Annotated in this window: 32 protein-coding genes and 1 pseudogene; 29 read left to right on the top strand and 4 right to left on the bottom strand. The window is 35.9% G+C overall.

The features are described from left to right. Positions 1–114: 114 nt before the first annotated feature. The 12 genes from BMW36_RS17635 (at position 115) to BMW36_RS17685 (ending at position 7,844) form a co-directional block, all read left to right on the top strand. Positions 115–606, top strand: coding sequence for a GNAT family N-acetyltransferase (locus BMW36_RS17635; RefSeq protein WP_425431958.1), 492 nt, complete (start codon positions 115–117; stop codon positions 604–606). Positions 607–930: 324 nt separating this feature from the next. Continuing rightward, positions 931–1,680 carry a class I SAM-dependent methyltransferase gene (locus BMW36_RS17640; protein ID WP_089743568.1) on the top strand — a complete coding sequence of 250 codons (750 nt, stop codon included), beginning with the start codon at positions 931–933 and terminating at the stop codon, positions 1,678–1,680. A 141-nt stretch (positions 1,681–1,821) separates the two neighbouring features. After that, the gene (locus BMW36_RS17645; protein ID WP_089743570.1) at positions 1,822–2,106 is read left to right on the top strand and encodes a hypothetical protein; all 285 of its coding nucleotides are present in this window, start codon (positions 1,822–1,824) and stop codon (positions 2,104–2,106) included. Between the two features lie 100 nt (positions 2,107–2,206). Continuing rightward, a complete protein-coding gene (locus BMW36_RS17650) occupies positions 2,207–2,602 on the top strand; it encodes a hypothetical protein (RefSeq protein ID WP_089743572.1) in 396 nt (131 codons plus the stop codon). A 66-nt stretch (positions 2,603–2,668) separates the two neighbouring features. Further along, positions 2,669–2,947, top strand: coding sequence for a hypothetical protein (locus tag BMW36_RS17655; RefSeq protein ID WP_089743574.1), 279 nt, complete (start codon positions 2,669–2,671; stop codon positions 2,945–2,947). 74 nt (positions 2,948–3,021) lie between these two features. Continuing rightward, positions 3,022–3,513: a hypothetical protein gene (locus BMW36_RS17660; RefSeq protein WP_245711739.1), complete on the top strand. Its 492-nt coding sequence runs from the start codon at positions 3,022–3,024 to the stop codon at positions 3,511–3,513. 129 nt (positions 3,514–3,642) lie between these two features. Next, entirely contained in the window at positions 3,643–3,978 is a 336-nt protein-coding gene (locus BMW36_RS17665; RefSeq protein ID WP_089743576.1) for a hypothetical protein, read from the top strand. A gap of 173 nt (positions 3,979–4,151) precedes the next feature. Then, positions 4,152–4,535, top strand: a complete 384-nt coding sequence (locus BMW36_RS17670; RefSeq protein WP_245711740.1) for a hypothetical protein — start codon at positions 4,152–4,154, stop codon at positions 4,533–4,535. 727 nt (positions 4,536–5,262) lie between these two features. Continuing rightward, positions 5,263–5,730 (top strand): VanZ family protein, encoded by a 468-nt coding sequence (locus BMW36_RS17675; protein ID WP_089743578.1) that lies wholly within the window; start codon positions 5,263–5,265, stop codon positions 5,728–5,730. Between the two features lie 83 nt (positions 5,731–5,813). Further along, entirely contained in the window at positions 5,814–5,978 is a 165-nt protein-coding gene (locus tag BMW36_RS20450) for a hypothetical protein (RefSeq protein WP_175480514.1), read from the top strand. A gap of 258 nt (positions 5,979–6,236) precedes the next feature. Beyond that, positions 6,237–7,166, top strand: coding sequence for a prenyltransferase (locus BMW36_RS17680; protein ID WP_089743580.1), 930 nt, complete (start codon positions 6,237–6,239; stop codon positions 7,164–7,166). A gap of 114 nt (positions 7,167–7,280) precedes the next feature. Further along, on the top strand, positions 7,281–7,844 hold the full coding sequence (locus BMW36_RS17685) for a class I SAM-dependent methyltransferase (protein ID WP_089743583.1): 564 nt from the start codon (positions 7,281–7,283) through the stop codon (positions 7,842–7,844). A 16-nt stretch (positions 7,845–7,860) separates the two neighbouring features. Here BMW36_RS17685 and BMW36_RS17690 read toward each other — a convergent pair whose 3' ends face one another. Further along, complete coding sequence (locus BMW36_RS17690; RefSeq protein ID WP_089743584.1) at positions 7,861–8,181, bottom strand: hypothetical protein; 321 nt, start codon at positions 8,179–8,181, stop codon at positions 7,861–7,863. A gap of 177 nt (positions 8,182–8,358) precedes the next feature. Between BMW36_RS17690 and BMW36_RS20775 the strand changes: the two genes are divergently transcribed. From BMW36_RS20775 to BMW36_RS17710, 4 genes and pseudogenes are all read left to right on the top strand, one after another. Next, positions 8,359–8,532, top strand: coding sequence for an FMN-binding negative transcriptional regulator (locus tag BMW36_RS20775; RefSeq protein WP_089743585.1), 174 nt, complete (start codon positions 8,359–8,361; stop codon positions 8,530–8,532). Between the two features lie 146 nt (positions 8,533–8,678). Next, positions 8,679–9,170 carry an FMN-binding negative transcriptional regulator gene (locus tag BMW36_RS20670; protein WP_089743587.1) on the top strand — a complete coding sequence of 164 codons (492 nt, stop codon included), beginning with the start codon at positions 8,679–8,681 and terminating at the stop codon, positions 9,168–9,170. Continuing rightward, positions 9,136–9,543: a GNAT family N-acetyltransferase gene (locus BMW36_RS17705; RefSeq protein WP_089743590.1), complete on the top strand. Its 408-nt coding sequence runs from the start codon at positions 9,136–9,138 to the stop codon at positions 9,541–9,543. The genes BMW36_RS20670 and BMW36_RS17705 overlap by 35 nt, the downstream gene beginning before the upstream one ends. Positions 9,544–9,563: 20 nt before the next feature. Continuing rightward, positions 9,564–10,072, top strand: a pseudogene (locus tag BMW36_RS17710) (DinB family protein). Positions 10,073–10,209: 137 nt separating this feature from the next. Here the strand turns inward: BMW36_RS17710 and BMW36_RS17715 are convergent. Beyond that, the gene (locus BMW36_RS17715) at positions 10,210–10,767 is read right to left on the bottom strand and encodes a hypothetical protein (protein WP_089743592.1); all 558 of its coding nucleotides are present in this window, start codon (positions 10,765–10,767) and stop codon (positions 10,210–10,212) included. 337 nt (positions 10,768–11,104) lie between these two features. Here BMW36_RS17715 and ggt point away from each other — a divergent pair, with 337 nt between their 5' ends. Both ggt and BMW36_RS17725 read left to right on the top strand, forming a co-directional pair. Then, positions 11,105–12,820 carry a gamma-glutamyltransferase gene (gene ggt, locus BMW36_RS17720; protein WP_089743593.1) on the top strand — a complete coding sequence of 572 codons (1,716 nt, stop codon included), beginning with the start codon at positions 11,105–11,107 and terminating at the stop codon, positions 12,818–12,820. A gap of 203 nt (positions 12,821–13,023) precedes the next feature. Beyond that, complete coding sequence (locus tag BMW36_RS17725; protein ID WP_245711741.1) at positions 13,024–13,200, top strand: hypothetical protein; 177 nt, start codon at positions 13,024–13,026, stop codon at positions 13,198–13,200. A gap of 447 nt (positions 13,201–13,647) precedes the next feature. Here the strand turns inward: BMW36_RS17725 and BMW36_RS17730 are convergent, their stop codons facing one another. Next, a complete protein-coding gene (locus BMW36_RS17730; protein WP_139180337.1) occupies positions 13,648–14,013 on the bottom strand; it encodes a hypothetical protein in 366 nt (121 codons plus the stop codon). A 314-nt stretch (positions 14,014–14,327) separates the two neighbouring features. On the opposite strand from BMW36_RS17730, the gene fosM reads away from it, so the two are divergent. The 8 genes from fosM to BMW36_RS17770 all read left to right on the top strand — a co-directional run bounded on the left by fosM (position 14,328) and on the right by BMW36_RS17770 (position 20,661). Beyond that, positions 14,328–14,750, top strand: coding sequence for a FosM family fosfomycin resistance protein (fosM, locus tag BMW36_RS17735; protein ID WP_089743597.1), 423 nt, complete (start codon positions 14,328–14,330; stop codon positions 14,748–14,750). A gap of 80 nt (positions 14,751–14,830) precedes the next feature. After that, positions 14,831–15,376, top strand: a complete 546-nt coding sequence (locus tag BMW36_RS17740) for an SF0329 family protein (RefSeq protein ID WP_089743599.1) — start codon at positions 14,831–14,833, stop codon at positions 15,374–15,376. 130 nt (positions 15,377–15,506) lie between these two features. Next, complete coding sequence (locus BMW36_RS17745) at positions 15,507–16,037, top strand: DinB family protein (protein ID WP_089743602.1); 531 nt, start codon at positions 15,507–15,509, stop codon at positions 16,035–16,037. 74 nt (positions 16,038–16,111) lie between these two features. Next, the gene (locus BMW36_RS17750; RefSeq protein ID WP_089743603.1) at positions 16,112–16,726 is read left to right on the top strand and encodes a CPBP family intramembrane glutamic endopeptidase; all 615 of its coding nucleotides are present in this window, start codon (positions 16,112–16,114) and stop codon (positions 16,724–16,726) included. Between the two features lie 74 nt (positions 16,727–16,800). Then, the gene (locus BMW36_RS17755) at positions 16,801–17,553 is read left to right on the top strand and encodes a CPBP family intramembrane glutamic endopeptidase (protein ID WP_089743606.1); all 753 of its coding nucleotides are present in this window, start codon (positions 16,801–16,803) and stop codon (positions 17,551–17,553) included. A 211-nt stretch (positions 17,554–17,764) separates the two neighbouring features. After that, on the top strand, positions 17,765–19,567 hold the full coding sequence (locus BMW36_RS17760) for an SLC13 family permease (protein WP_089743609.1): 1,803 nt from the start codon (positions 17,765–17,767) through the stop codon (positions 19,565–19,567). A 168-nt stretch (positions 19,568–19,735) separates the two neighbouring features. Next, entirely contained in the window at positions 19,736–20,020 is a 285-nt protein-coding gene (locus tag BMW36_RS17765; protein WP_089743611.1) for a hypothetical protein, read from the top strand. Positions 20,021–20,166: 146 nt separating this feature from the next. Beyond that, on the top strand, positions 20,167–20,661 hold the full coding sequence (locus tag BMW36_RS17770) for a hypothetical protein (RefSeq protein WP_089743613.1): 495 nt from the start codon (positions 20,167–20,169) through the stop codon (positions 20,659–20,661). 86 nt (positions 20,662–20,747) lie between these two features. Here BMW36_RS17770 and hpaB read toward each other — a convergent pair whose 3' ends face one another. Beyond that, positions 20,748–22,199 carry a 4-hydroxyphenylacetate 3-monooxygenase, oxygenase component gene (hpaB, locus tag BMW36_RS17775; RefSeq protein ID WP_089743615.1) on the bottom strand — a complete coding sequence of 484 codons (1,452 nt, stop codon included), beginning with the start codon at positions 22,197–22,199 and terminating at the stop codon, positions 20,748–20,750. A gap of 271 nt (positions 22,200–22,470) precedes the next feature. Here hpaB and BMW36_RS17780 point away from each other — a divergent pair, with 271 nt between their 5' ends. The 3 genes from BMW36_RS17780 to BMW36_RS17790 all read left to right on the top strand — a co-directional run. Further along, positions 22,471–22,962: a hypothetical protein gene (locus BMW36_RS17780; protein WP_089743617.1), complete on the top strand. Its 492-nt coding sequence runs from the start codon at positions 22,471–22,473 to the stop codon at positions 22,960–22,962. A 149-nt stretch (positions 22,963–23,111) separates the two neighbouring features. Next, entirely contained in the window at positions 23,112–23,579 is a 468-nt protein-coding gene (locus BMW36_RS17785; protein WP_089743619.1) for a GNAT family N-acetyltransferase, read from the top strand. A 95-nt stretch (positions 23,580–23,674) separates the two neighbouring features. Continuing rightward, the coding region (locus BMW36_RS17790; RefSeq protein WP_175480515.1) for a helix-turn-helix domain-containing protein at positions 23,675–23,841 on the top strand (167 nt) is incomplete at its 3' end.

The raw sequence follows: 23,841 nt of genomic DNA on the forward strand, positions 1-23,841 counted from the left end.
TTTAATTCTGTAATGTATTGGTTCGATTCTTTGAAGAAAGTGGTTTGGAAGGTGCACAATTAACGCCTTAAAGTTTAAAAAGGATTTTGCCAGGTGATTTTATAAAAGACTGAAATGATTAAGTGGGTGAGGGTCGTGGAGGTATGGTTGAAAAGAGCAACAGATAATGATGCAGAGTTAATCTTTGATATGCAAGTTGAGGCATTTATGCCATTGCTCAATAAGTATGAGGACTATGATACAAATCCAGCAAATGAGACTATTGACAAGGTGTTAATGAGAATAAATAGACGTGATGGCGGTTTTTATAAAATAATGGCTGATAACAAACTTGCAGGAGCTATCTGTGTTTTTTGGAAAGAAGATGTAAAGTTTTGGATTAGCCCGATGTTTATTTTACCTGCTTATCAAGGAAAAGGAATAGCTCAGAAGGCTATAAAATTAATCGAAGAAATCTTCCCTCAAGCCAGCAGTTGGGAACTGGCTACCGTATTAGAAGAAACAAAAAATTGTTATTTATATGAAAAAATGGGTTATTACGAAACAGGTGAAAAAAAGAAAATAAATGATAAAACTACTGTTGTTTTCTATAAGAAAGTCCTTTGAAAAAACGGGTGTTACAGTTAAAAAAGGCAATCATCAACTAACTTGCGATTTCATTAACCAAAAGGAAAGGGTTTACAACGGTCGATTGCCTTTGTTATAGTTAACGTAATCTTTCAAATGGGGTGAATGGAATGTTTTACCGTCTTGTTCGAAGTATCTAGGTTTTCGGGCTGGAAAAAAACGCGTGCCAGCCATCAAGGGAGAAGTATGCCCTTTTTAGAACCTGAATTTTGAACAGTGTCAGTAGTCATTTCTATTACTACGAAAAACAAGGCACTGATTAATAGTGGCTTGTTTCTTTCCATTTGAGAGGCGGTTAAATTAATGAGTGAATTTGATTATAAGAATTTTTATGAAAAGGTCGGGAACATAAACGGTTGGGACTTTAGCAATATCAAGTCTATCTCTGAAGGTGTAAAGTGGGAGCTTTACGATGAAGTAATTAAAAGATGTAAAAAAACAGATATTCTCTTAGATATTGGAACGGGTGGCGGTGAAAAGCTACTTAGTATTGCATCATCGCTGTTCCTTTTGATTGGAATCGATTTATCCCGCAGAATGGTGGAAACTGCTTCAGCCAATTTGAAAAAATCTAAAATTGTGAACGTAAAATTTTTTCAAATGGCTTCTGAAAATTTGCAGTTTCCCACGGGTATGTTTGATATAGTCACAAGTCGTCACGCCCCCTTTTCTTCCAATGAAATAGTTAAGGTATTAAATACTGGCGGTTGGTTTCTGACACAACAAGTAAGCGAATCAGATAAATGTAATTTAAAAGAAGCATTTGGCAGAGGACAGGCACATGGAAAAATTGATGGAGAACTTAAAGAAAAGTATATTCACGAACTTAAGGAGGCAGGTTTTTCAAAGGTTCAATCATTTGATTATGATGCGAAAGAGTATTTTGAAAGACCAGAAGACCTGATTTTTTTACTGACACACACACCAATCATTCCAGACTTTGGAGAAGATAAAAAAGACTGGGAATTACTGAAGGATTTTATCGAAAATAATAAAAGTGATAAAGGAATACAAACGAATTCCAAAAGGTTTCTTATAATAGCTGAGAAATAAGAAGAAGCGATATGAGGCAATATTAAAAAAGGTGATCATTCATTGATCATCTTTTTTACTTATGGAATATTATGTTAGGATAGAGTTAATGAATGAGCAAAAGTAGATAAAGAAAGATTAATCATTTTGGGAGTGATACATTTGGGGAAGAAGGCATTTCATCTATATAACATGATTATTTTGATTGTATTATTATCGTTTAACGCATTAGCATTATTCGGGGCTGGAATGAGTGAGGGCGGAATTTATTCCTATATGTGGTTTGGTGTCTGGGTTTCATTTGCAGCATGGCTCATTTTTTATATTATTCAATTTCTACGTCCAAACAAAATCTGGCGAATTTCCTGGTTTGTCATTATGGTCATATTTCTCTACTTTTGGGAAACAGGTCTTGGTGCAAGGGTCGGTCAGATGGTTGTTGGTTAATGACAAAGAGCTATAATACTCTTGCTTAGTGCTTTTGTAATATAAAAGTCGCAGGGCTTTATAAAAAGGTATAATCCATTAATAAATAGGGGGAGTACTTTTGAAGAAAGCATACCTAATATTATTTATAATGATAATTTTTCTAAGTGCTTGCAATAGTAATACATGGGTGTTGGAGAAAGATAGATTAAGCGAAACGGGAAGTGTAAAAGACTATGTAGAACAGCTGCAAAATGACCAAACAGATTTTCGAGGGTTCAGAGTCTTTACGATATCAGAAGGTAAGAAAATGGTAGTTGTTTCAACTGGTACGAGTAACCAGACTCTGGAATTTATAGACGCCAATGTAGCCGATAACAGCACAACGATAACAGTTGAGGGAAAAAGTAGTGAGACGGATGAAGAAAACGCCTATATTCTTATAGGTATTGATGAAATAAAGGGAGAACTTTCGGTGGTTAGTGAGAGCGGGGAAACATATTCAGAATATGAATAAACGATTTTAAAAAAATGGAATTAGGAATTACATTGACAGGGTAATTTTGAAACGGGGAGTGGTCTCATGCCATTTGCTATAGGTTATGGAATTGCAATCTTAGGGGCGATAGTAGCCTCTCAACTAAGCAAGGGAAAGACTAAAAAAAGAAAATACATCGTATGGGGAATCACCCTGATGGTAGCTATATCACCATTCTTATCTTTTGCACTCGGTTTAACCTACGCGGTAATTGAGAAGAGTGGATTTGCTGCGTTGATTGCATTTTATATTTTTCCGGTAATCTTCTTAATTGGGCTGATAATGTTACTTGTTGGGATTTTTAAGAAAAATGAAACGGAGTGAGTAAGGAATTACATGCTGGGGGAAAAAGCTAAACAAGGACATCCATGTCAGGTTAGTAAATAAAGGGGAGTAATATGAAACAATTATGGGAAAATTTCATGACGGTAAAAGGCTATTTACTAGAAGGAATTTATGCAAATAAACTTGATACTTACAAGGTGAGAAATGACATTATTCTTCACTCTGTTGAACCGTTATTGAGTTTTAGAAAAAACAATTCTTCTTCTTCTGACATAAAGTATTGGAAAGTGGACTGGATCGAGGACAACACAGGTGACGACATTTTGCTACTTAAAGAACAAGAAACCCCTGAGCCGCTTGAATATGAACTAATAGATAACCCGTTTCATAAACATATTATCATGAGTTCTAGTTTCTCGGTTCCACATACATTAGTAAAAAAGGTATCTGGTTACGGTTTTAAGAACGATAATGGTGATAACTTATACTCAATTGTGCTGGAACTTGATGATTTGTTCATCACAATCGAGACGGGAGCAGTCATAACAATAAAGATTACAAGTCAGGAACCTGGTGATTTAGGTGATCTGATTTTTTCAGCATAACTTCAATTTTGTATTTTCCCTCAGAAGTGGGCGGTGGAGTTTAACAAAGCAATCAATGATTGTCTGTAAAAATAGCATTGATGTTTGATAGTAAAAGAGAATTAATACGTTAAGAGAGGGTTAAACAATATGGAATTTGATTTTGGAAACTTTTCCATTGTTCTTCCACCATTACATATTAGCATTATTGCAATAATTGTTATTTTCATGTTAATTAGATGGAGTAAGCAATTAGAAACACGACGTTTCACCGTTTTCTTTTACTTCCTGGTTAGCTGTTACATTGCTCCAGTTTATTCCCGAGGTACAGATGATGGGGTCTTTGTTTTATGGCTCCCTTTAGGATTTATAGTAATTGTGCTTTACTTGTATAGCAGCAAAAGGAGTCATCCATCTAAAATAAAAGCAAGTATCTTAGGACTATGCATAGCTGTTTATCAGTTAATTCTTCAATATGCCGGGTGAATAGTTGAAGAAGGAAATCAGTAAAGATGATTACCTTCTTTTTTAAATCCAATGTTCCTCTTGGAATATTATGTTAGCAGTGAACTATTCAAGTAACGGGGCAGGATAGCACAATAAGCAATAATGTCAAATAATTATCAAAAAGTAAAAATTATTTATTGAAGGTGAAAAAATTGAAGATCAAAATTTACTTATTTTTATTGTTTTCTTTAACAATTATTGGCTTACTCTTTATAACAAAAAGAACATTTAAGTCTAATGTGGGATACGCAATCTTTAAACCAACAGGAGTTAAACACGAATTTACTCTGGTTGATTTAGAAAAGAAACAAGTGATTGGTACAGTATCTTATAAAAATAAAACATATATGACTGTCGTTGTGGATGTAAGCTCAGATACCGTTCAAGTAGAAGGAAGTGTTGATGAATTAGGGGATTTATCAATGAACCGTGATTCTTACATAGATATGTTCAAGCAACATGCCAAATTTTTCATTGAAGAAAATATTGCTAATCCTAAAAAGTATTATGAAGAATTAAAACAACAATCATCTTAAACAAACTGGTGCAAATTTTCAATAAGGAATTGTCAATGCGGCAGCTCTTATTCAACAAAAGGCAGTAAAGTTTATTTTATATTTAGTTAGGGATTGTTAGGTAAAGGACAAACCAGATAAATACTTTAGGGAATGAATAATTCTTATGTCTAATTTATTTTGAGCGTCACGGTAAAGCTGAAGATGGATTCCGTGGTGGTTGGAGCAAAAGAGGACTTACAAGAAGGAGGAACCCAGCAATTGAAAAAAATTGGGTAGCTTTTCTCCAATAATAATCTATTTTGTTTTTGACTATATGGAAATTTTAGTCTATTCCTACTATCCACTAAGTACAAGAGCGTTCCGACGCCTTCGATCGTTTAATCATCAACCGTTTAAACATTATTATAACTATAATAATTGATATTGAAACAGAGTTACGTCTAATCATGAAAAAGAAATCTGAATAAGAAATCTCCATCCATTACACCTAACATCACTATAAAAGAAATAATAAATGAATAAATTCCTGTCTTAACTAATACTTTTTTCATCAGAAACTCTTTCTTTAGATCTGTTTAAGATTTCTATTAACGAATTCTCTTCTTTTATTTTCGCTTCGACTTCCTCAAGATGATTGATTGCCTTTCTTTTTGAAACAATAAAATGGAATATTATGTTAGTATTGAATTAGAGATTTTGAGCAAACGTGGCAGTAATGTTTAGCTATGAAAGGTGAGGGGAGAAAATGAAAAAGGCAATAAAGTTTATCTTTAGTATTAGTTTTATATTTTATGCATTTGTATTGGCAGTTCTCTTATTCTTAAATAGAGTTGGTGGTATGTGGTCTACTGAACTTTCGTTGTTAGAAACTATAAGATTCAATTCCAATTTTGTTCCATTTAAAACAATAAGTACATATATTCAAGCATTTTTGGATGGTAGTATGAATGCTGATATACCTATAAAAAACCTCTTCGGTAATTTGTTTATGTTTTTACCAATGGGCATATATTTACCTTTTTTCATTAACAAAGCAAATAAACTGAGGATATTCACTGTATTAATGACTACAGTTTTATTATTTATCGAAACAATACAATTAGTTACAAGAAGAGGGAGTTTTGATATTGATGATTTCATCCTAAACATAATTGGTGCGTTCATAGGTTTGGGAATTTGGAAAACAAAAATTGTTCAGCGAATACTTAAATAATAATTATTTCTACATAAACAAACGGTAGCGTATTTGAAATAAGCAGATATGCTTTTTACCTACTGAAGTGAGGAATAATACTTGTGAATAACGTTGGGGAAACTATGTTAGAAGAGCGTATGCGGCAATTGCAAGTAGTGCTTTCAACCACAAACAATTCTGATTATCAGATTGAAAGCTTTGAATTGAGTTATTATGAAATTAAGATAAAGACGGCTTTGTTAAAGTACAGATGGAAACGAAGATAGTCCAGATGTAAAGAAAACGGTTGGGGCAATACTGGAATGGATACTAGTACAACAACCCGTGCTGGAAGTATGCTGAAACCTGGTGAAATTACGGATTTGGAGCAACTGGTTCATCAATGGGTCCAGGTGCTACGATATTTTTTTTCATGATCTGTTACTGGTTGTTATATTAAAATTAGTTTCAAAGATTGTCTTAGCGTATTATTTTGTTAAAAAGTTGTCTATACCTCATAATTATAAATAAAAAGGATGTTTGCTATGATTCCAGCTCAAACAGCATTTAGTCTAAAAGGAATTGGTATGTTATTACGTCTAGTTGCCGTTGTATTCTCCAGTGTAGCAACGATCCTATCTATGCTCCTGCCATTGATTTTCTATTATCAAATTTCATGGCTAACCTTAGTGGCAAATACTTCCGTGCTTTTGGTAGGTGCTATTTTGATTCATGGTGTTTTAACGCATGTATTAAATGATATAGCGGACCACCAATCGGGAACAGATCAATATAGTCCCGGCATACTTTCTGGTGGAAGTAGAGTGATTCAAACGAATACAATGACGCTAACCATGCTAAAGCAGATTGGAACATTGATGAGTGTTTTCTTAATATTTATAGCAATTCTTTTTACGGTATTCGGTTATCTTGAATTCGCCATTTTAACCATAGTTGGTATATGGGGTGCAGTGTCGTATTCTTTGAAGCCATTTCAATTTGCTTATATTCCTTTTATAGGAGAATGGTTTAGCTTATTTCCTACTATGCTAGCGATAGCCATTGCCTTGCCATGGATTTTGCTAGAATCGATACCAGTTTGGGCATGGCAAAATGCGTTCGTTAATGCCGTTTGGTGCATGGGATGGGTCATGGTTCATCATATTCCTGACAGACATGCAGACCAAAAAGCAAAACCAATGAAACGAACATCTGTCGTATGGGCAGTAGAACGTATGGGAACGAAAGGAGCTAAATTTCCTGTTTTACTTTACTTCATGATTGCAGGATTGCTGATCATCTGGATTGCTTTTACTCGCCCGGTTGCTGCAACAGGTGTTGGGATTATCTTAGTTTATGCAATCTGGATTGTCTTAAGAGTAAATGGAGAAGATGTAGAGGAATTAACAACAGTTGAGAAGCAGCTGCTTTTGCTCGCTCTTGCTATCGCAATATGGTTAGGTATTTTTGTATAATAAAGTGAGCCTTCCATTGGTCGGGGGGTTGTCCTGTTAAGTATGTGATTAAAGGAGTAAGGTAGATGAATCAAAGGCAGTGGAAGAAGTGTTTCGAGGGAGGAATGGTAATAAATGAACAAACCTATAAAGGATATAAAAATTGTAATCGGAGCCGGAGAATACGTTAATAACCCTGGATGGATTCATACACAGGAAGAAGAATTGAATTTACTAGACGAAAATACCTGGCAAAACAGGTTTGCTAAGAGTTCCCTTTCAGCAATATTAGCAGAACACGTGTGGGAGCATCTTACATATGAGGAAGGTCTGGAGGGCGCAAAAATATGTTGGGAATATCTTAAGCCTTCAGGATATATCCGGTGTGCAGTTCCAGACGGATATTTTCCAGATGAATCCTATCAGGAAATAGTTCAGGTAGGTGGCCCCGGGCCAATAGAGTATCCCGCATCCAGCCATAAAATCGTGCATAATTATCAAACATTAACAAAAATGTTTGAAACCGCAGGGTATGAAGTTAAATTGCTTGAATATTGTGATGAACAAGGTGATTTTCGTCAGAATGAACGGAACGGACAAGATGGTGTCATTTTTCGCTCCAAAAAGTATGATCCTAGAAACCAAGGTGATGAGCTTACTTTTCCTTCATTAATCGTTGATGCTGTAAAATCGGGATAAATGGAAGAAAATATACTTAAGGCAGCGATTCAGCTTTACGCCTATTAAACGTCATCCACCAAACGATTAAAAACAAATATCCTATTATGGTAAATACAGACCATATGGCTCCGTTCTGAAACTGACTGACTAAGTGTTCGAATTCATTCATGTTTTCTGCTCTGTCAACACTGTTAATGACACTAACAACAGGAATGATAACAGCGAACAGAATCGCTAAAATAGATCTATATATTCTTTTCTTTTTAGTAATAGAAATAATTGCAGAGACGAATGTTGTTAACAGAAACAAATAATAGATAGCCCAAAACCAGTTTGGTAGAGTTTCTCCGTACATTATCCTATCCCCTCCGAGTACAAGTAATCCCATTATTAACTATCATAAACATATATTAACAGACTAAGTATTACAATCCCTAATAAACCTAAATTGCAAAAACTCATAAAAAGCCATTGTATAATAATTCAAAATTATGTATAATTATTCAAAACTCATAAGCAGGGAGGATATTGTATGTACATACCAAAAGCATTTGAAGTGAATGAAAAAGGGAAAATATATGACTTCATCAAACAAAACAGTTTCGGTGTGTTATTTTCCGAGGAGGAAATTGGACCTTCTGCCACCCACTTACCCTTTCTAATGGAAGAAAAAGAAGATGGAAGTGCCGTGTTTCCACGGTGCTAACCGTCTTTAAGACTCCCACTTCAAGCTTTGAGTACCACAAAGAAGCTAAGTGGGAGTAAACAGACGCTAACACCCTGATAAGTTTCGCTAATGACCAGTGGGGGTCCAAAACCCCCACTGATCAAAGTCTCACTTTATTAAGCCATATGGCGAGAGCAAATCCACACTGGAAAAAATTAGATGAGAAAGAGGTTCTTGTGGTTTTCTCTGGTCCGCATGCTTATATTTCACCAACCTGGTATATGGCTGAAAATGCCGCCCCCACATGGAATTATTCAGCAGTCCATGTTTACGGAAGGATAAAGCTGATTAACAACAAGGAAAAACTTTTGATGATGCTCAAAAAAACGGTGAATTTCTATGAAGCTGCAATCGATGACCCATGGGAAGTTCCATTAGAAAGTGAATTTATCAACGCGTTAATTAATGGAATTGTAGCGTTTGAAATAGTAATTGATAAAGCGGAGGGAAAATGGAAGCTGAGTCAGAACCACTCGGTCGAGAGACAGAAAAATGTGATCAATCGTTTAAAAAAGAGCAATGCCTACGATTCATTAGAAATAGCAAATCTGATGGAGCAAAATTTGAAGGGGGGAGAACGGAATGAAGCTGCAATTCAAGAATACTATCCCAAGTAAAACAGACTTTCATCAATTATTTAAAACGACAGGCTGGGATGCTCATCGTAAATTTTCCGAAGATAAGCTGATGAATGCGATTAGTAATAGCTGGTACTTGCTGTCTGTTTATCATAACGAGAGGCTGATTGGTTTTGGCCGTGTCATTTCTGATGGGGTATATCAAACATTTATATGTGATATGATGGTTCACCCCGACTATCAAAATAAAGGGATTGGAAGCAAGGTTTTCCGCATGCTGTTAGAAAAATGTGAAGAAAGCGGAATAAAGTGGGTTCAACTATCCTGTGCCAGAGGAAAGACAGGCTTTTATGAAAAATTTGGCTTTAAGCATAGACCGGCAGATGGGCCAGGTATGCAAAAATTTATCTGAAAGAGGGGGAGAGATCAGCGATGCTATATGATTTAAAAGGAGAGGCAGGTATGGCGCCAATTGTCGGCATGTTATATTCCGCCGTAAAAGAAAACAGCCAGCGATTACAATCAATTACTACTGGTATGACACTGGAAGAAATAGATTACAAAGGACCGGGCAATCAATTTAATTCAACAGCCCAGCTAATGAGACATATTATGTATGTGGATCTCAACTGGGTATACAGGATAAAAGGTCAGCCGCTTCCTGATCTGTTACAAGATCATTATGGCCCGATGATAGATAAAGATAATCGCCTTCCCCATATTAATGGGATATCCTGGAACATCATGAAGATGTCATCAATCAGTTGAAAGAGAGATGTGCGCAATTAACCGATACAGATCTGGATAAGGTGGTTGCATTTGGCCATGAAAAGGAAAAACATGCAACAATCCGCTGGGGCATCTGGCATATGGCTGACCATAACCGCTACCATCAGGCACATATTAACCAGCTAAGAAAGTGGTACCGGGATTCTAAATAGTAGTAGAAATGTATAAAACCAGCCTTCAAGCTTAATGTTGATATTATAAATAGAACTTCCAAATGCATGAAAGTTCTAATAGGTAATATAGTCTTATGAAACTAAACTAGCATTAGATGAACAGGATGATTGTTTGTCTACGCAATCTGTTCTACTCTACACTTCTGGCATAGAGGATATTCAGCTAAGAAAGCAGCCATTCTTTGCTTCATTTCTGCAAATGAAGTACCGTAAAAATATAAACCTGAATCTGTTGGACCTCCCCAAAAGCTGTAAAATCGTCCTATACCGTTGAGTTCTTGGTTAATTTTTTCAATCACATAATTAATATCACTAGTTTCATACACTTCTTCTGGTAATTCTGTTCCATTTAAATAGAGTGCCAGACCTTCAAGCGTTCCAACAGATTGCTTGAATCCATTGCCTAGCAGAAGAGATCCCTTTGGTACGCCGATTTCATTAATAATTTGGAGGACTTTATCAACATTTTCCTTCTTGTTATCTTTAAGAATTATTTCTACATCGCAAGACTCTATTTCGCCTGTTTCCTGTAGCATTGTTCCACCACCGTCCGTGGTACCGCATTGACTATCTTCTAAAGCTTGATTAATAGGATCCTCGAAATACTCGTCACGGTCAATAGGTTGTAACCGAGCATTAAGTTGCAGTGTGAAAAGATACTGATTATTTTCCATTTTTACCTCCTATGATTTTTATATTTATTGAACCAAACTGCTTCATTAGCTGAAGAAGATCTTACGTTATCACAAATTTAGTTAATCTAATAGTATCATAAGTTTCTCAGTTTTGTAATAATTTCCCTTAATTATGTCATTTTTCTTAACTTCTTTCCTTGACATTAGATCCTTTCTATAACGTTTAGCCTTTTCCTGAACAAATTCTTACCTTCGCCCAGTTAAATTATCGACTTATGATCGCCATAAAACTATTTTGCATGAAACGGTAAAAAATAGGGTAAGTGTAAAAGAGAAGCAATCAAAATATAAATCTATCGAAATATAGGGAGGACATATGAGTTTAGAAGAAGTATTCAAAAACCAGAAAGCATATAAGCAAGCTTCCCACTCAGAAACAACAGAGGGAGACTATGGAATGGTTTCCTGTGCGATTGAAGAAGCGGCGCAAGCGGGAGAGCAAGTATTGAAAGACGGCGGGAATGCAATTGATGCAGTTGTAGCCATGCAGCTTGCATTAATTCCGACAGAGGCAATGAACACGAGCATTGGAGCTGGCGGTTTCATTGTTTATTATGATAATGAAAAGAAAGAGACAAAGGTTATCAATGGACATACAAAGGCGCCTTCCGGGGCGAGACCCGATTTATTCCATAATGAAAATGGAGAGATCATGCCATTTGACGAGCGTTCTACAAGTCCGTTGTCCGTTGGGGTACCCGGTATTATGAGGGCAATGGAGCTTGCGCTTGAAACATATGGTTCCATGCCGCTGGAACGCCTAATTGATCCAGCGATACAATTAGCGGAAGAAGAATTCGAGATTAACCGGCTATGGGACCGGACGCTCGATATTTTTAAAGACCGATTAGGAGAAGAAGCCAAGAAACTTTTCGTACCAAACGGAAATCCGCTAAAAGAGGGAGATAAATTAAAACAAAAGGACCTTGCAAAAGCATTGAAGATTATCCGTGAAGAAGGTTTTAAAACAGTATATGAAGGCGAACTTGCCGATGCAATGGTATCCACGCTAGAAAAACAGGGCGGTATTTTAACAAAAGAAGATTTAAAAAATTACAAAGCTACGATTGATGAACCGTTCTGGGGAAGTTACAAAGATTATGATCTAGCATTTCCTGGACCCCCTAATGGTGGCGGCTTTGCCGTATCACAGCTTTTGAAAATATTGGAGCCGATGGATATTTCGCAATATGGCATTCATTCGTGGGAAAAATATCATATTCTAGCCGAAATGCTAAGAATCGTACTTGCTGACCAGCAGACACACTTAGGAGATCCGAATGTGGTAGACATCCCGATGGAAGGGCTGTTTCATCCTGACTATATTGAGGAAAGACGAAATGTATTTTCCTTTGATCACAGGAAAGAAGATATTCAGGGAGGAGATCCGTGGAAATACCAGCAAGGCGGTCCGTCAAGGGAAATGAAGAGAGATGATACGAAGAAAGGGATGGATACGACCCACTTCACAGCAGTTGACCGCTGGGGCAATATTGCTGCATGTACTTCATCAATTGAGCGGATTTTCGGATCAGGTATTATGGTAGAAGGCTACGGGTTCATGCTCAATAATGACTTGACCGACTTTAATCCGGAACCAGGCACAACCAACGAATTGAATGCTAACAAATTTGCGGTAAGTTCGAAATCACCTACGATCGTTTTTAAAGATGGTAAGCCGTTCTTCACACTAGGTTCACCAGGCGCTTCCACGATCGTTGGATCAGTTGTCCAAGTATTTCTGCATGTGCTGGAATACAAGATGGATTTACGTGAAGCCATCGCAGAAACGAGAATTTTTAATAACCCGGACACTTCGATGGAATGGGAAGATGGAATTAATAATGAAGCGATGGAAAAATTAAAAGAACTCGGCTATAAGTTGGACCGCAGTTTCCAAACCCAGACAGCTGATGACAGAATTGGTGACATTCAGGCAATTATGATTGATCCGAATACTGGAAAATTATACGGAGCTACTGATTCACCAAGACCTGGACAGGCAATCGGGTTAAAGAAGGACAGTAAGTAAAAAATGATTAGGGGAAAAAGGCAGGCTGTTAATGATAGCCTGTCTTGTTTTTATATATTGATGATGGCTCGAACCAATTGTGGATCCGGTCTTTTTTTTAGGAGATTAAATGTTATAATGGGTATATTAGGTAAATATAGGAATTGATTATTGTATAAACAGGTTGAACATTTTATTAAAACTTGGCCAAGGGAGGAATTAAATTGAGCTTTAGAACTGTCGCTGCACTAATTGGCAGTATTCTAATTTGTAGTTTTGGCTTATTCCGGTTATTGAATGAAACGCTTTCCGCCACACCTTTGTTTGTTGCCTATGTATTCATTATTACCGGGTTGATTGGAGCAGTTGTTAACGCGGTGAAGTTAGGGAAATCGAAATAGACGGGAGATCCGTTCATGTATATTAAAACGAGAAGATTATTGATCCGTGATTTTGAAAACTCAGGTTGGGAAGAAGTATATGAACCCCTGTCTTAAAAGTTTTATTAGATAACATGGTATAACAAGGGAAAGGAGATCCAGACTTTCATAATAGACTGGATACAGCCTTTTATGTTAGTTCTATTAACAGGTGCAATCGCTTATTTATATATTTTCTGATGCGATTAAAGACAAAATAGTTGAAGAAATTTCATTTGATCGAAAATGCGATGATGGTTTTCGTGTTTCATTAATACCGAATGTTTTACTAAGTTCCAATGCAGAGGGAAAAATTACCGTCTCTAACAAATAATAATGGTATTATAATCGCTATTAGGTAAACGTGGTATAATTATGGCATTTTAACGTATCGATTGTTGAGTTTTATTGAAGAATAGACGGGGATTATTATCTAGTGTGATTTAGTGCTTTTCGTTTCAGTTTAAAAATTTCTTTATCGTGGTCAATCAATTTGTGTTGAATATAGTCCATCTTATCTTCCATGTTATCCATCCGTTTTGTTAATTCAGCATGATTATCATCTACCTTCTTGGATAGCTGGTTAATAGAACTCTGATTTGCATCTACCTTCTTGGATAACTGGTTAATAGAACTCTGATTATCATCTACTTTCTTGGATAGCTGCTTAATAGAACTCTGATTATCATCTACTTTCTTGGATAGCTGCTTAATAGAGCCATGATTTTCATCTACTTTATCCGACAATTCTTTAATAGCCTGAAGAATCATATTCACTTCATTATTTCCCATCATATCTCGCCTCCTTCCAATTTTAACCTGCATGAAAGACCTCTATTTGCTACTATCCACATTTTACTACAAATTTCGTGAATAGTCATGTGCTAATTTTTAGGTGAACTGAATGGAACCAAATTTTTTAAAACCTTAATATCTATCAATCCCTCACTGTACAAAATTCTCACTTCATCAGTTATAATGGAATTAACAGGTAATTACGGAAGATCCAAAACCCACACTGATCAAAGTCTCACTTTATCGAAATATACGAACTGTCCCTATGTTTCCGGAAATTGAGATTTGTAATAAATTACTTCCGAGGTGATCGAATGGCGATAAAGGGTATCAATCATTTCTTATTTTCCGTAACTGATTTAGAAGTTTCTATTGAATTTTATCGACAAGTCTTTGATGCTAGATTGTTGGTAAAGGGGAGAAATACGGCATACTTTGACTTAAATGGGATGTGGTTAGCATTAAATGTGGAAAAAGATATTCCCCGTAATGAAATAAACCATTCATATACCCACATAGCATTTTCCATTGCAGAAGATGAGTTTGATGACATGTACAAAAAATTAAGAGTATTAAAAGTGAATATTTTACCAGGCCGTCTAAGAGATGATAGAGATAAACAGTCAATTTATTTTACGGACCCGGATGGTCACAAGTTCGAATTTCATACTGGCACATTACATGATAGGCTTGATTACTACAAGCAAGAGAAAGGATACATGGAGTTTTTCGATTAAGAACGTACTCCATTTGAGAGCTAGAAAACTGAAGATGTATAATAAAGTAAACGAAATTTCCTTTTAGAGATGGTGATTAAATGCAATGGAGTAAAACGAAATCAATTTTAGAAAGTTTTTTGTGTGAAAAATTAAAAGGACGGATCAAAATATATGCAACGGTTTATCGAAAATTTCATGATGGACCAAGTAAAGTATGGATTACCTTTGATAACAAAGAAATACTAAGCGCTTCTGACGTTACCTATGCAGTAAAGCATGAAAAAATGTACCAGCAAATGAAACAAGACAGGAAACTGAAAAGTATTCCTTATAACAAGGATTGGGATGTAATGTTTAACTCTGAAGAACGAAAGGAACAAGTTAAGGCTTCAGACGATACCGAAGAGATAATGATCAATCAAAATATATTTGCAAGTTATCATTTATATGCACCTTTCATGGAATATGGTTTATTGTCGATAGAGGAAGCGATAAATTCAGAGAATATAATTATTAAGGCATATTCCATGATGGATAGAAGGTTAGGTAAAAGAAGATTAGAAAAGCTAATATTTGATAAAGATACACATCCATTGATTGTGGATTTTTACAATATAAGATGTGAATCGGAAGGTATGAATTAGTTTTTTTGTCAATCGGGATAATACAGGAATAAGCTTGCTTTTTTTCCTTTGGTGTGGGTGTTTTGAGAAAAGAAGTATTTAGATAAGATACCCTGCGCCATAATAACTTAATAGAATTGGAGTGATCTCAATGAATACTAAGCCTTATACAAACGAATACCATCCTGCATTGGATAAATATATTCATCTGGTTCCTGATGGAAATCTTGTAGATATCTTAGAGGAGCAACAAAAAAATTCAATATTAATGTTACAAGATCTTAGTGAACAACAAGCAGAATTTAAATATGCAGAAGGAAAGTGGTCAATCAAAACAGTAGCAGGACATATAGCTGATGTAGAACGTTTATGGAATTACCGGATCCTTCGCATAGCTAGAGGAGATGCGCGAGAGTTACCAGGCTATGATCGGGACATTTTTGCAGTGTCAGCTTCTTTTGATAAATTGCCTTTAGTGAATATACTGGAAGATTTTACGGCAGTAAGGCAGTCAACGATCACACTTATAAAAAATCTAGAGGAGGAAGCATTTTTGCGTCTTGGGCTATTCAATGATCATCCACTTTCTGCACGAGCAGCTGCTTTTGTTATTGCAGGCCATGAAGCCCACCATAGAAAGATTATTCAAATGAAATACCTTAGCCAATTAACAATAGAGTAAAGTAATATTTTGCAAAAAAGGGGGAGTCACCAATAGCTTCTAAAATAAATAGAAATTATATTTGGATATATTTTTTGTCATTTTATCTGTTATGGTGTTTAAGAGAGTTATGGCTCGTTCACTATCTGGATCAGCTGGATCCTGTCACAGAAGCCATCACCTCAGCTATAATAAAAATAACGATTTGGATCATTCCGGTCTTTCTTATAGTGAAAATGCTGGAAAATAGAGACCCGCTATCATATTTAGGATTACGCCACAACATCACGAAAGGATTAAAATGGGCAGGCTGGACATCTGCAGTCCTTATTTCCTTTTATGTCATCTTGAATCTCATCATATTAAATAACCCGGTTAACTTTAAGCTAGGCATTTCCGATTGGCTCAACACCATTTTATTGGTTGGTATTACAGAAGAAATTGTCTTCAGAGGTTTTCTGTTAAAAAAGTTAATGCACTCATGCCGTTTCTGGTTGGCTAATACGATAACTGCTTTGCTTTTTGCATCCATACATTTTCCTATCTGGTTTTATAAAGGGTTGTTTGAATTTCCTTACATCATCAGCCCGATCATGAACGCCTTTGTGCTCGGATTGATATTTGGTTTCATCTATAAGAAAAGTAATTCGCTCTGGTCTGTAATAATCATTCATTCATTGTATAATCTGCTCGTGTCTGTATTTTACTGACAGATTGATCATAAATTAGAATGGCTCATTTTCGCTTGAACTAGTTTCAATTACTCGCAAAGCAGGTGCATAACATGAAAAATGCATGGTTTGTCTCTTTTATAAGGATTCCGCTGCTTTTGGTTGCGCTCATGACCATTTATATATTCATAAATGGATTCGGCTACGAAACGAATTTCCCTTTCCAGCCTGAACTATCGACCATTTATTTTACTATTGTAAATATCCTTTGTTTCTATCTTTTACACCGTATATTAAAAAAAGAAGGACGCTCGATTAAAGATTTAGCCGATTTTCAGCCGAAACGGTTAGGGAAGGATATTCTTCAGGGATTTTTGTGGCTTTTCCTATTGTATATTCCATTCGCTTTAACAGTTATGGCGACAATGTTCATCATGTATGGTGCTGACTTTGTTAATCATTTTGAAACAGTATTTGCCGGTGATGCAGGCTATGATGCTGCTCAACGCCCAGTTTCGCTCTTATGGTTTGCCGCAATTATTTCACTAATCTTCCCGTTTCTCAATGCACCGATTGAAGAGTTTATGTACAGAGGCTATGCCCAAGCTAAGTTCCTGAAAAAACATAATAAACCATGGATCAGTATTCTTATTCCCTCGTTCGGTTTTGCCTTACAGCACGTGATGTTGGCTGCAAGTATCCAGGGAGCGGTTGTCTTTGCAGCAGCATTTTTCATTTGGGGAATTGGAAGCGGGATTATTTTTCATAAACAAAAACGGTTGTTTCCTCTTATCATCTGTCATTTTATAGTGAATATTTCATTTAGTGTGTTTCCGATCGTATTTTTGTTGTTGGGAGTTTACTAGAGAAATTGCAGCAGTTTTGCGTAATTTTCCTCAATGTACTCCACTCTCAATCTAATATTTTTACTATCTACACATATATCTAAATAGATGAATATAATTTAAAATTAAAACCAAGTTGTCATATAGGAATAATGTATAGTAAAATATAGAAATAATACATTGGACGTAAACGTGGAGGACTATTTACTCCTCAGGGAGGATGCTGAAGTTAATGAACTGGGAAATTATTTTTGTTTTAACAATAGTCATCTTAATGATGGTTGCATTAATAAAAGAAGTAACACGACCGGATATGATCGTATTTGGTACACTTACGATTTTTCTTATAACAGGTATATTAACACCAGAGGAAGCAGTTGCAGGATTTTCTAATCAGGGGATGTTAACGGTTGCTTTATTATTTATTATAGCCGGCGCTATACAGAAAAGTGGTCTCGTCGATAGGGGCATGGCTCGTGTATTAGGCAAGCCAAAATCCCAGCAACGGGCATTGTTGAAACTTTTAGTGCCAATTTCAGGTTTTTCCGCATTTTTAAACAATACACCAATTGTTGTCACCTTAACCCCTATTATCCGAAAATGGTGTAAGGAGCACAATATATCGCCTTCAAAGTTTTTAATTCCCTTATCCTATGCTTCCATTTTAGGCGGCATATTGACATTGATGGGGACATCAACAAATCTGGTCGTTCACGGCTTAATGCTCGACAGAGGGATGGAAGGTTATTCGCTTTTTACATTAGCAATGGTCAGTTTGCCAGCTTCTGTTTTAGGCTTGATTTATCTTGTTACAATCGGATATAAAATTCTTCCGAACCATAAAGGGTTAACCGAATCATTTAGTGAGAAGAGTAAAGAGTATCTGATCGAAGTGATTATCGAAGAAAACTATCCTTTTTTAGATAATCCATATGTCGGAAAAACTGTGGAAGAGGCAGGTCTGCGTAATTTAGAAGGACTTTATTTAATTGAAATAGTCAGGAGAAATGAAAAGATTTATCCAGTGAAAAACTCGACGAAAATAAAATCAAATGATCATCTAATTTTCACGGGAGTTATTGATAAGATTGCGGAATTACAAAATAAAAAAGGTCTCAAAATAAAAACGGGGACAAATTTGTCATTAGATAAATTAAATAATGGAACAGGACAATTAGTGGAAGTGGTCGTTTCCCATCAATCTTCCTTGCTTCATCAAACAATTAAAGAAACACAATTTCGTGCAAAATTTGATGCCGGAGTAATTGCTGTCCATCGCAATAATGAACGAATCATTAGTAAAATAGGTGATATTGCGTTAAAACCCGGAGACACTCTTCTGCTTTTAACAGGAGGAGACTTTTATGAAAGGGCATCGTCAACGAATGATTTTTATGTTGTAACACAACTAGAAGAGGATCATCCGCTTTTAAATAAATTGGATGGGAAAAAATCATGGTTCTCTATTATCACCTTAATTTCTATGATTCTATTAGTTAGTTTAGACGTTTTATCCATGTTTAAAGCAATGAGTTTGACGGTGATTTTATATTTTGTATTTAAAATTATTTCACCAGATGAGGCGAAGAAAAATATACAATTTAACGTGTTATTGCTTATTGCTAGTGCGTTTGGGGTAGGGGAGGCCTTATTTAAAACAGGGGCTGCTGATTGGGTGGCGAACAAAGTTATATCACTTGCAGATCCATTTGGAATGATTGGTGTCCTAATTTTCCTCTATGTATTGACGGTCGTGTTTACAGAAATGATTACAAATAATGCGGCAGCTGTATTAATGTTCCCTGTCGCTGTCGAAGCAGCGAATCGGTTAAGTGTTGATCCGATGGCTTTTCTTGTATTAATTACAATAGGGGCGTCTGCCAGTTTTCTGTCACCAATCGGTTATCAGACGAACTTAATAGTTTATGGACCAGGCGGATATAAATTCTCTGATTATATTAAAGTAGGTCTGCCACTAAGCCTGATAATGATGGTAACAACCATTATCATGGTTAATATTATCTGGATTAACTAGTTGCTAAGAAAAAATTAACAGGGCGATTGTTCAACAAGAATGATCGCCTTAAGTGATAGCTGGTAAGATAGCTTATGTTTGCCTCTAATGTAAAACATATTAATCTCTGAAAAATTGCGAAAAATTATGATAAATAAAAGTCTTTTTTTAAATTATGGAGGGGAAGTTATGTGGGTATTACTAGGGGTTATTGCAATAATAGCAACATTTATAAATCTTTACAGGTATTTAGCAGGAAAGGATTATAAGCTTGCTATGGCGATGGGCTTATCATTTACAGCATTAACACTTTGCGCAGAATACAGTCTTGTATCTGATTGGGTAGAAGTAGAAGACTGGGCAGCTTTAATGGATGTAGTACCAGGCATGGAAAGGGCATTATGGTTTTTGACAATTGTTTCTATTTTATTAAATATAGCACCTATACTTTTAGAGCGAAAAGGGAAGAAATAATGAATTATTGTCACATCACTTACATATGCAATTCACACAAACAAAAATTAAACTTTAACATAGCTTTTGCGAAAAACAAATGCCATATGATGTTATTATGAAACTAGGATTAATAGTCTGGTTAATGAATGAGATGAGGTGAGCAGGTGAAGATAAAAGCGATAGTTTTTACTCTCTTTTTACTGTGTATGCTTTTTCTTTTAAGATTTTACTATGAAAAAATCGATCCTCATACTCATTATTTGGAGAATCTTTTTGCTTATTTAACAGGCGTGCTTGTTGTTATCTTGTTTATGATAATCCTGCTGATAAAGAAACAGCATAAAATTAAGTTAAGCGTATGCATCGTTCTTTTTCTCAGTGTCTTAATAGTTGGTGTCAGCTTCTGGGGAGTCCGGCCATATTATATTGTTTATGAGGAGGTTCCTAAAAGGATTGAATTATTAGAGTCTCACCTGACAGAAACTTATCCAGACAGAACTTGGGAAATTACACAAAGTGACTCCACTTTCGAAAGTCATTACTTAATGTTAGTGAGATTCGATGATGAACCAGATACACTTTATCACTATTTCATAAGTGACGACGTGATAACAGGAGAAAAGGAATTGAAAAGCAGTGGCAGCAGAGATGCTAACTAAAACAAAATTTCTGTCCAAAACGCGGGAACTAACGAAAGAAAGCCCAGTATGTTTCCACACCGGGCTTCTTGAGGTTAATACAACGGTTAGTCTTCCACTTTTAAATTTAAAAATTTGTTGATTGTTTTCACATATTCCTCTTTTGGGTAGGCATTATATAATCGGCTAGACAACCGGACAGGATCACCAAAAAAGTATCTTTCATATTGTGTTTGTCTTGTGCCAAAACTGCTCATTGTCAGGTCCCACGCTAACCGGAAAATCTTCACACGGTCCTCAGCTGTCCTGGTTGCTCCTTGAAGATATCTATCTAAATCTGCTCTAATATTTGAATGGAAATCCTTTTCTGTCGGTAAGGTTACCAATCCACTCGCACCAATTTGCTGGATAATTTCGCAGAACCGTGGGTAAACATTTGGGAACACATTACTCGCTACCTGAAGCGGAACAATACTTGGACGCATATATCCCCCCTCATCAATTTTGGCATCATTTTCTGACTTTTCTAATAAGGCTCTCATCGTTTCCAGTCCAATAATGATTTCTGATACTTTATCTTGAATATGCTGATACTCACTAACGTTAATGGTTTCGATTAGCAATTCAGCAATCCCTAAAATAAATTCTGTCTTCACAATTTGTCTCGTCACTACTTGATGGGTTGCAAAGGAGTGAAAAGAACTTTTAAACAAAAAGCTGTTAGCTACTTCATCATTCTCATAATAAAAAACACGATCCCATGGTACCAGCACATCATCAAAAACAAGAATGGTGTCCATTTCTTCATATTGTGAACTTAGAGGATGATCAAAAGAAGACTCCCCTCCTATAAGAGATTGCCTGCAAATAAATCGAAGTCCTTTTGTATCGGAAGGAATGGAAAAAGCGAACGCTTCATCCAGATTAGGTAATGATCTGGGAAAACTGAATACGAGTACTTCATCAGTTAAGCCACCTTGGGTAGCCAGGAGACGTGCACCCGTAATGACTAATCCCTCATCATTTTTTTCTGTAATTCTGGCAGAGATTGGTTCTTGAGTAAGCCCTAAGTAAATTTCAGAACGATTCACTTGTGGAGCGATAAATGAATGGGTGAATGATAAATCATTTTCTCTCGCTAGTTCGTATAAGGATTGTAAATTTTCGGGGAAACAATTTTCTTTTCCTTTTATATATGATGCGGAAGAAGCTAAACTCATTATAACGGTGTTTAAGTAATCCGGGCTTCTCCCTAATATACCGCCAGTATGCCGTGCCCAGTGTTCCATCATCTTGCGTCTGCGAATGAGATCTTCCTTCGTTTTTGGCTGTAAGTAGGATAGACCAACCGATTCTCCTGATTCTGGAGATAAATAAGTCATTTCATCTTTTAGTTCAAGGGTATTCTGCAAGTCATAAAGAGAAGCTTTTGTCTGAATAATTCCTTTAAAGGCAAAATGCTCAGAAATCTTACCACTAATTTTTTCTCCGTTAAACCAGATTTCTGTATCCAGCTGATCTATGCGATTAATAAAATCTTTTCCATTGATTGCGCCCATGTCGTCACACCCTAAATATAAAAATGACCAAAAGTTAAGATAGTCTTCCTACATTTTATTTTCATATACGGGATAATGTGTCAGTTAAAGTAGATGAAAGAGCAGGAAGAACGGAGTGTTTATTAATTTTCTTGATCAAACAAATGGAATATTATGTTATTATGAGAGTGAAGTTACGGCTAATGGTATCCTCGAGAAGTAAAAGAATCTGATCAGATGATTTTACATAAATGTGAAACAAGGTACCAATCATGAGAAAGGTGTGTATGACTTGGAACAATTTGAGCATAGTAACTTATTGTTATCTGCTGCTATATTTTTCTTATCTATCTATTTCACATTCTTCTTCATTAGAAGATTTGTGGAGAAAAGTGATGGTGATTTTTCAAGGACTGAAAGACGAAAAAGCACGTTTTCATTGAAAAGGTTTATTTTCACGTTGGCATATTCAGTAATGGTTGCGGGTGTTATGTACTTAATGACTAATGACAATCCAGGAACGGTCATTTCTTTCGTAGTATCCTCTGTCATTGGAGCATTTCACTCTGGAGACAGCCGCGAATCAGAATACAGGAAATCTAAGAATCGGAAAATTTTCAGATATATCGCTTATTTCACCTTATTCTGTGTGCTGTTATTTATAACCTTTACATCAAATGCTGATAATCTTAGTAAAATTGCTGCATGGTTGATTTTACTCATGCTATATTTTTTGGGAAAATGGGAGAAGAAGAATTTCACCTCTGCTGCCACTAGCAATTAAAGTGTATAAGCTTGTTGAAGGCAACATCATGCCCTCTACAAATCAAATATCACAGTTGATGTCGTCCGGAACGTTGGGCGATTATTTTTTTGATGGGAAATGATGTTATAATAAAGAAAAATTAATGTTAGAGGATAAAAGGAGATAAAATGATTACCATTACAAAAGCAAAAATAGATGATTTAGATAAACTAGTTGATATAGACAATATGGTTATTGGAAGCAAAAACAGAAGGAATATAATTCAGCAATCGATTCAACTGGAACAGTGCCTCATCTCTAAAGAAGAAGAGGAGATCACAGGATTCTTAATTTATGATACTAACTTTTTTGAATGTGCTTTCATCTCCTTGATTATCGTTTCACCTTCCCACAGACGAAAAGGTTTTGCGAGTGCCCTGATAAATTATATGGTGACGATATCTCCCACAAATAAAATATTCTCTTCTTCCAATCGTTCAAACGTGAGTATGCACAAAGTTTTTGAAAAAAATGAATTTATCCGAAGTGGAATAATTGAAAATTTGGATGAAGGGGACCCTGAGATCATTTATTTTAACGAACTTCCGACAGAAGTCTCCCTCTTCAAGCGTGTGAAGGCCGTAGTCCAACGTTAAGGGGGAGATAAATGTCGGTTGGGAGATATCCCAAAGGAGTTGTTTTTATCGAACTTATGTTCTATAATGAAGGTGAGAAAGGGAGGTGATTGGATGTGACGAAACTTAACAAGGCATATAAGTTTCGATTGTATCCAACAGAGGAACAGGCTTTGTTGATGCATAAAACCTTTGGTTGTGTTCGCTTTGTCTATAACAAAATGTTAGCGGAACGGAAAGCAATGTATGACAACCTAAAAGATGATAAAGAAGCATTAAGGAA

It is taken from the genome of Gracilibacillus ureilyticus (genome assembly GCF_900111195.1).
Taxonomy (GTDB): Bacteria; Bacillota; Bacilli; order Bacillales; family Amphibacillaceae; genus Gracilibacillus; species Gracilibacillus ureilyticus.

What these genes read in the sequence shown, in the direction of transcription:
- BMW36_RS17745 (WP_089743602.1), top strand. Translation starts at nt 15,507, where the DNA reads ATGAATACTAAGCCTTATACAAACGAATACCATCCTGCATTGGATAAA.
- fosM (WP_089743597.1), top strand. Translation starts at nt 14,328, where the DNA reads ATGGCGATAAAGGGTATCAATCATTTCTTATTTTCCGTAACTGATTTA.
- BMW36_RS17715 (WP_089743592.1), bottom strand. Translation starts at nt 10,767, where the DNA reads ATGGAAAATAATCAGTATCTTTTCACACTGCAACTTAATGCTCGGTTA.
- BMW36_RS17660 (WP_245711739.1), top strand. Translation starts at nt 3,022, where the DNA reads ATGAAACAATTATGGGAAAATTTCATGACGGTAAAAGGCTATTTACTA.
- BMW36_RS17785 (WP_089743619.1), top strand. Translation starts at nt 23,112, where the DNA reads ATGATTACCATTACAAAAGCAAAAATAGATGATTTAGATAAACTAGTT.
- BMW36_RS20670 (WP_089743587.1), top strand. Translation starts at nt 8,679, where the DNA reads ATGGCGAGAGCAAATCCACACTGGAAAAAATTAGATGAGAAAGAGGTT.
- BMW36_RS17765 (WP_089743611.1), top strand. Translation starts at nt 19,736, where the DNA reads ATGTGGGTATTACTAGGGGTTATTGCAATAATAGCAACATTTATAAAT.
- BMW36_RS17760 (WP_089743609.1), top strand. Translation starts at nt 17,765, where the DNA reads ATGAACTGGGAAATTATTTTTGTTTTAACAATAGTCATCTTAATGATG.
- BMW36_RS17680 (WP_089743580.1), top strand. Translation starts at nt 6,237, where the DNA reads ATGATTCCAGCTCAAACAGCATTTAGTCTAAAAGGAATTGGTATGTTA.
- BMW36_RS17655 (WP_089743574.1), top strand. Translation starts at nt 2,669, where the DNA reads ATGCCATTTGCTATAGGTTATGGAATTGCAATCTTAGGGGCGATAGTA.
- BMW36_RS20775 (WP_089743585.1), top strand. Translation starts at nt 8,359, where the DNA reads ATGTACATACCAAAAGCATTTGAAGTGAATGAAAAAGGGAAAATATAT.
- hpaB (WP_089743615.1), bottom strand. Translation starts at nt 22,199, where the DNA reads ATGGGCGCAATCAATGGAAAAGATTTTATTAATCGCATAGATCAGCTG.
- BMW36_RS17665 (WP_089743576.1), top strand. Translation starts at nt 3,643, where the DNA reads ATGGAATTTGATTTTGGAAACTTTTCCATTGTTCTTCCACCATTACAT.
- ggt (WP_089743593.1), top strand. Translation starts at nt 11,105, where the DNA reads ATGAGTTTAGAAGAAGTATTCAAAAACCAGAAAGCATATAAGCAAGCT.
- BMW36_RS17755 (WP_089743606.1), top strand. Translation starts at nt 16,801, where the DNA reads ATGAAAAATGCATGGTTTGTCTCTTTTATAAGGATTCCGCTGCTTTTG.
- BMW36_RS17635 (WP_425431958.1), top strand. Translation starts at nt 115, where the DNA reads ATGATTAAGTGGGTGAGGGTCGTGGAGGTATGGTTGAAAAGAGCAACA.
- BMW36_RS17685 (WP_089743583.1), top strand. Translation starts at nt 7,281, where the DNA reads ATGAACAAACCTATAAAGGATATAAAAATTGTAATCGGAGCCGGAGAA.
- BMW36_RS17740 (WP_089743599.1), top strand. Translation starts at nt 14,831, where the DNA reads ATGCAATGGAGTAAAACGAAATCAATTTTAGAAAGTTTTTTGTGTGAA.
- BMW36_RS17690 (WP_089743584.1), bottom strand. Translation starts at nt 8,181, where the DNA reads ATGTACGGAGAAACTCTACCAAACTGGTTTTGGGCTATCTATTATTTG.
- BMW36_RS17640 (WP_089743568.1), top strand. Translation starts at nt 931, where the DNA reads ATGAGTGAATTTGATTATAAGAATTTTTATGAAAAGGTCGGGAACATA.
- BMW36_RS17705 (WP_089743590.1), top strand. Translation starts at nt 9,136, where the DNA reads ATGAAGCTGCAATTCAAGAATACTATCCCAAGTAAAACAGACTTTCAT.
- BMW36_RS17675 (WP_089743578.1), top strand. Translation starts at nt 5,263, where the DNA reads ATGAAAAAGGCAATAAAGTTTATCTTTAGTATTAGTTTTATATTTTAT.
- BMW36_RS17730 (WP_139180337.1), bottom strand. Translation starts at nt 14,013, where the DNA reads ATGATGGGAAATAATGAAGTGAATATGATTCTTCAGGCTATTAAAGAA.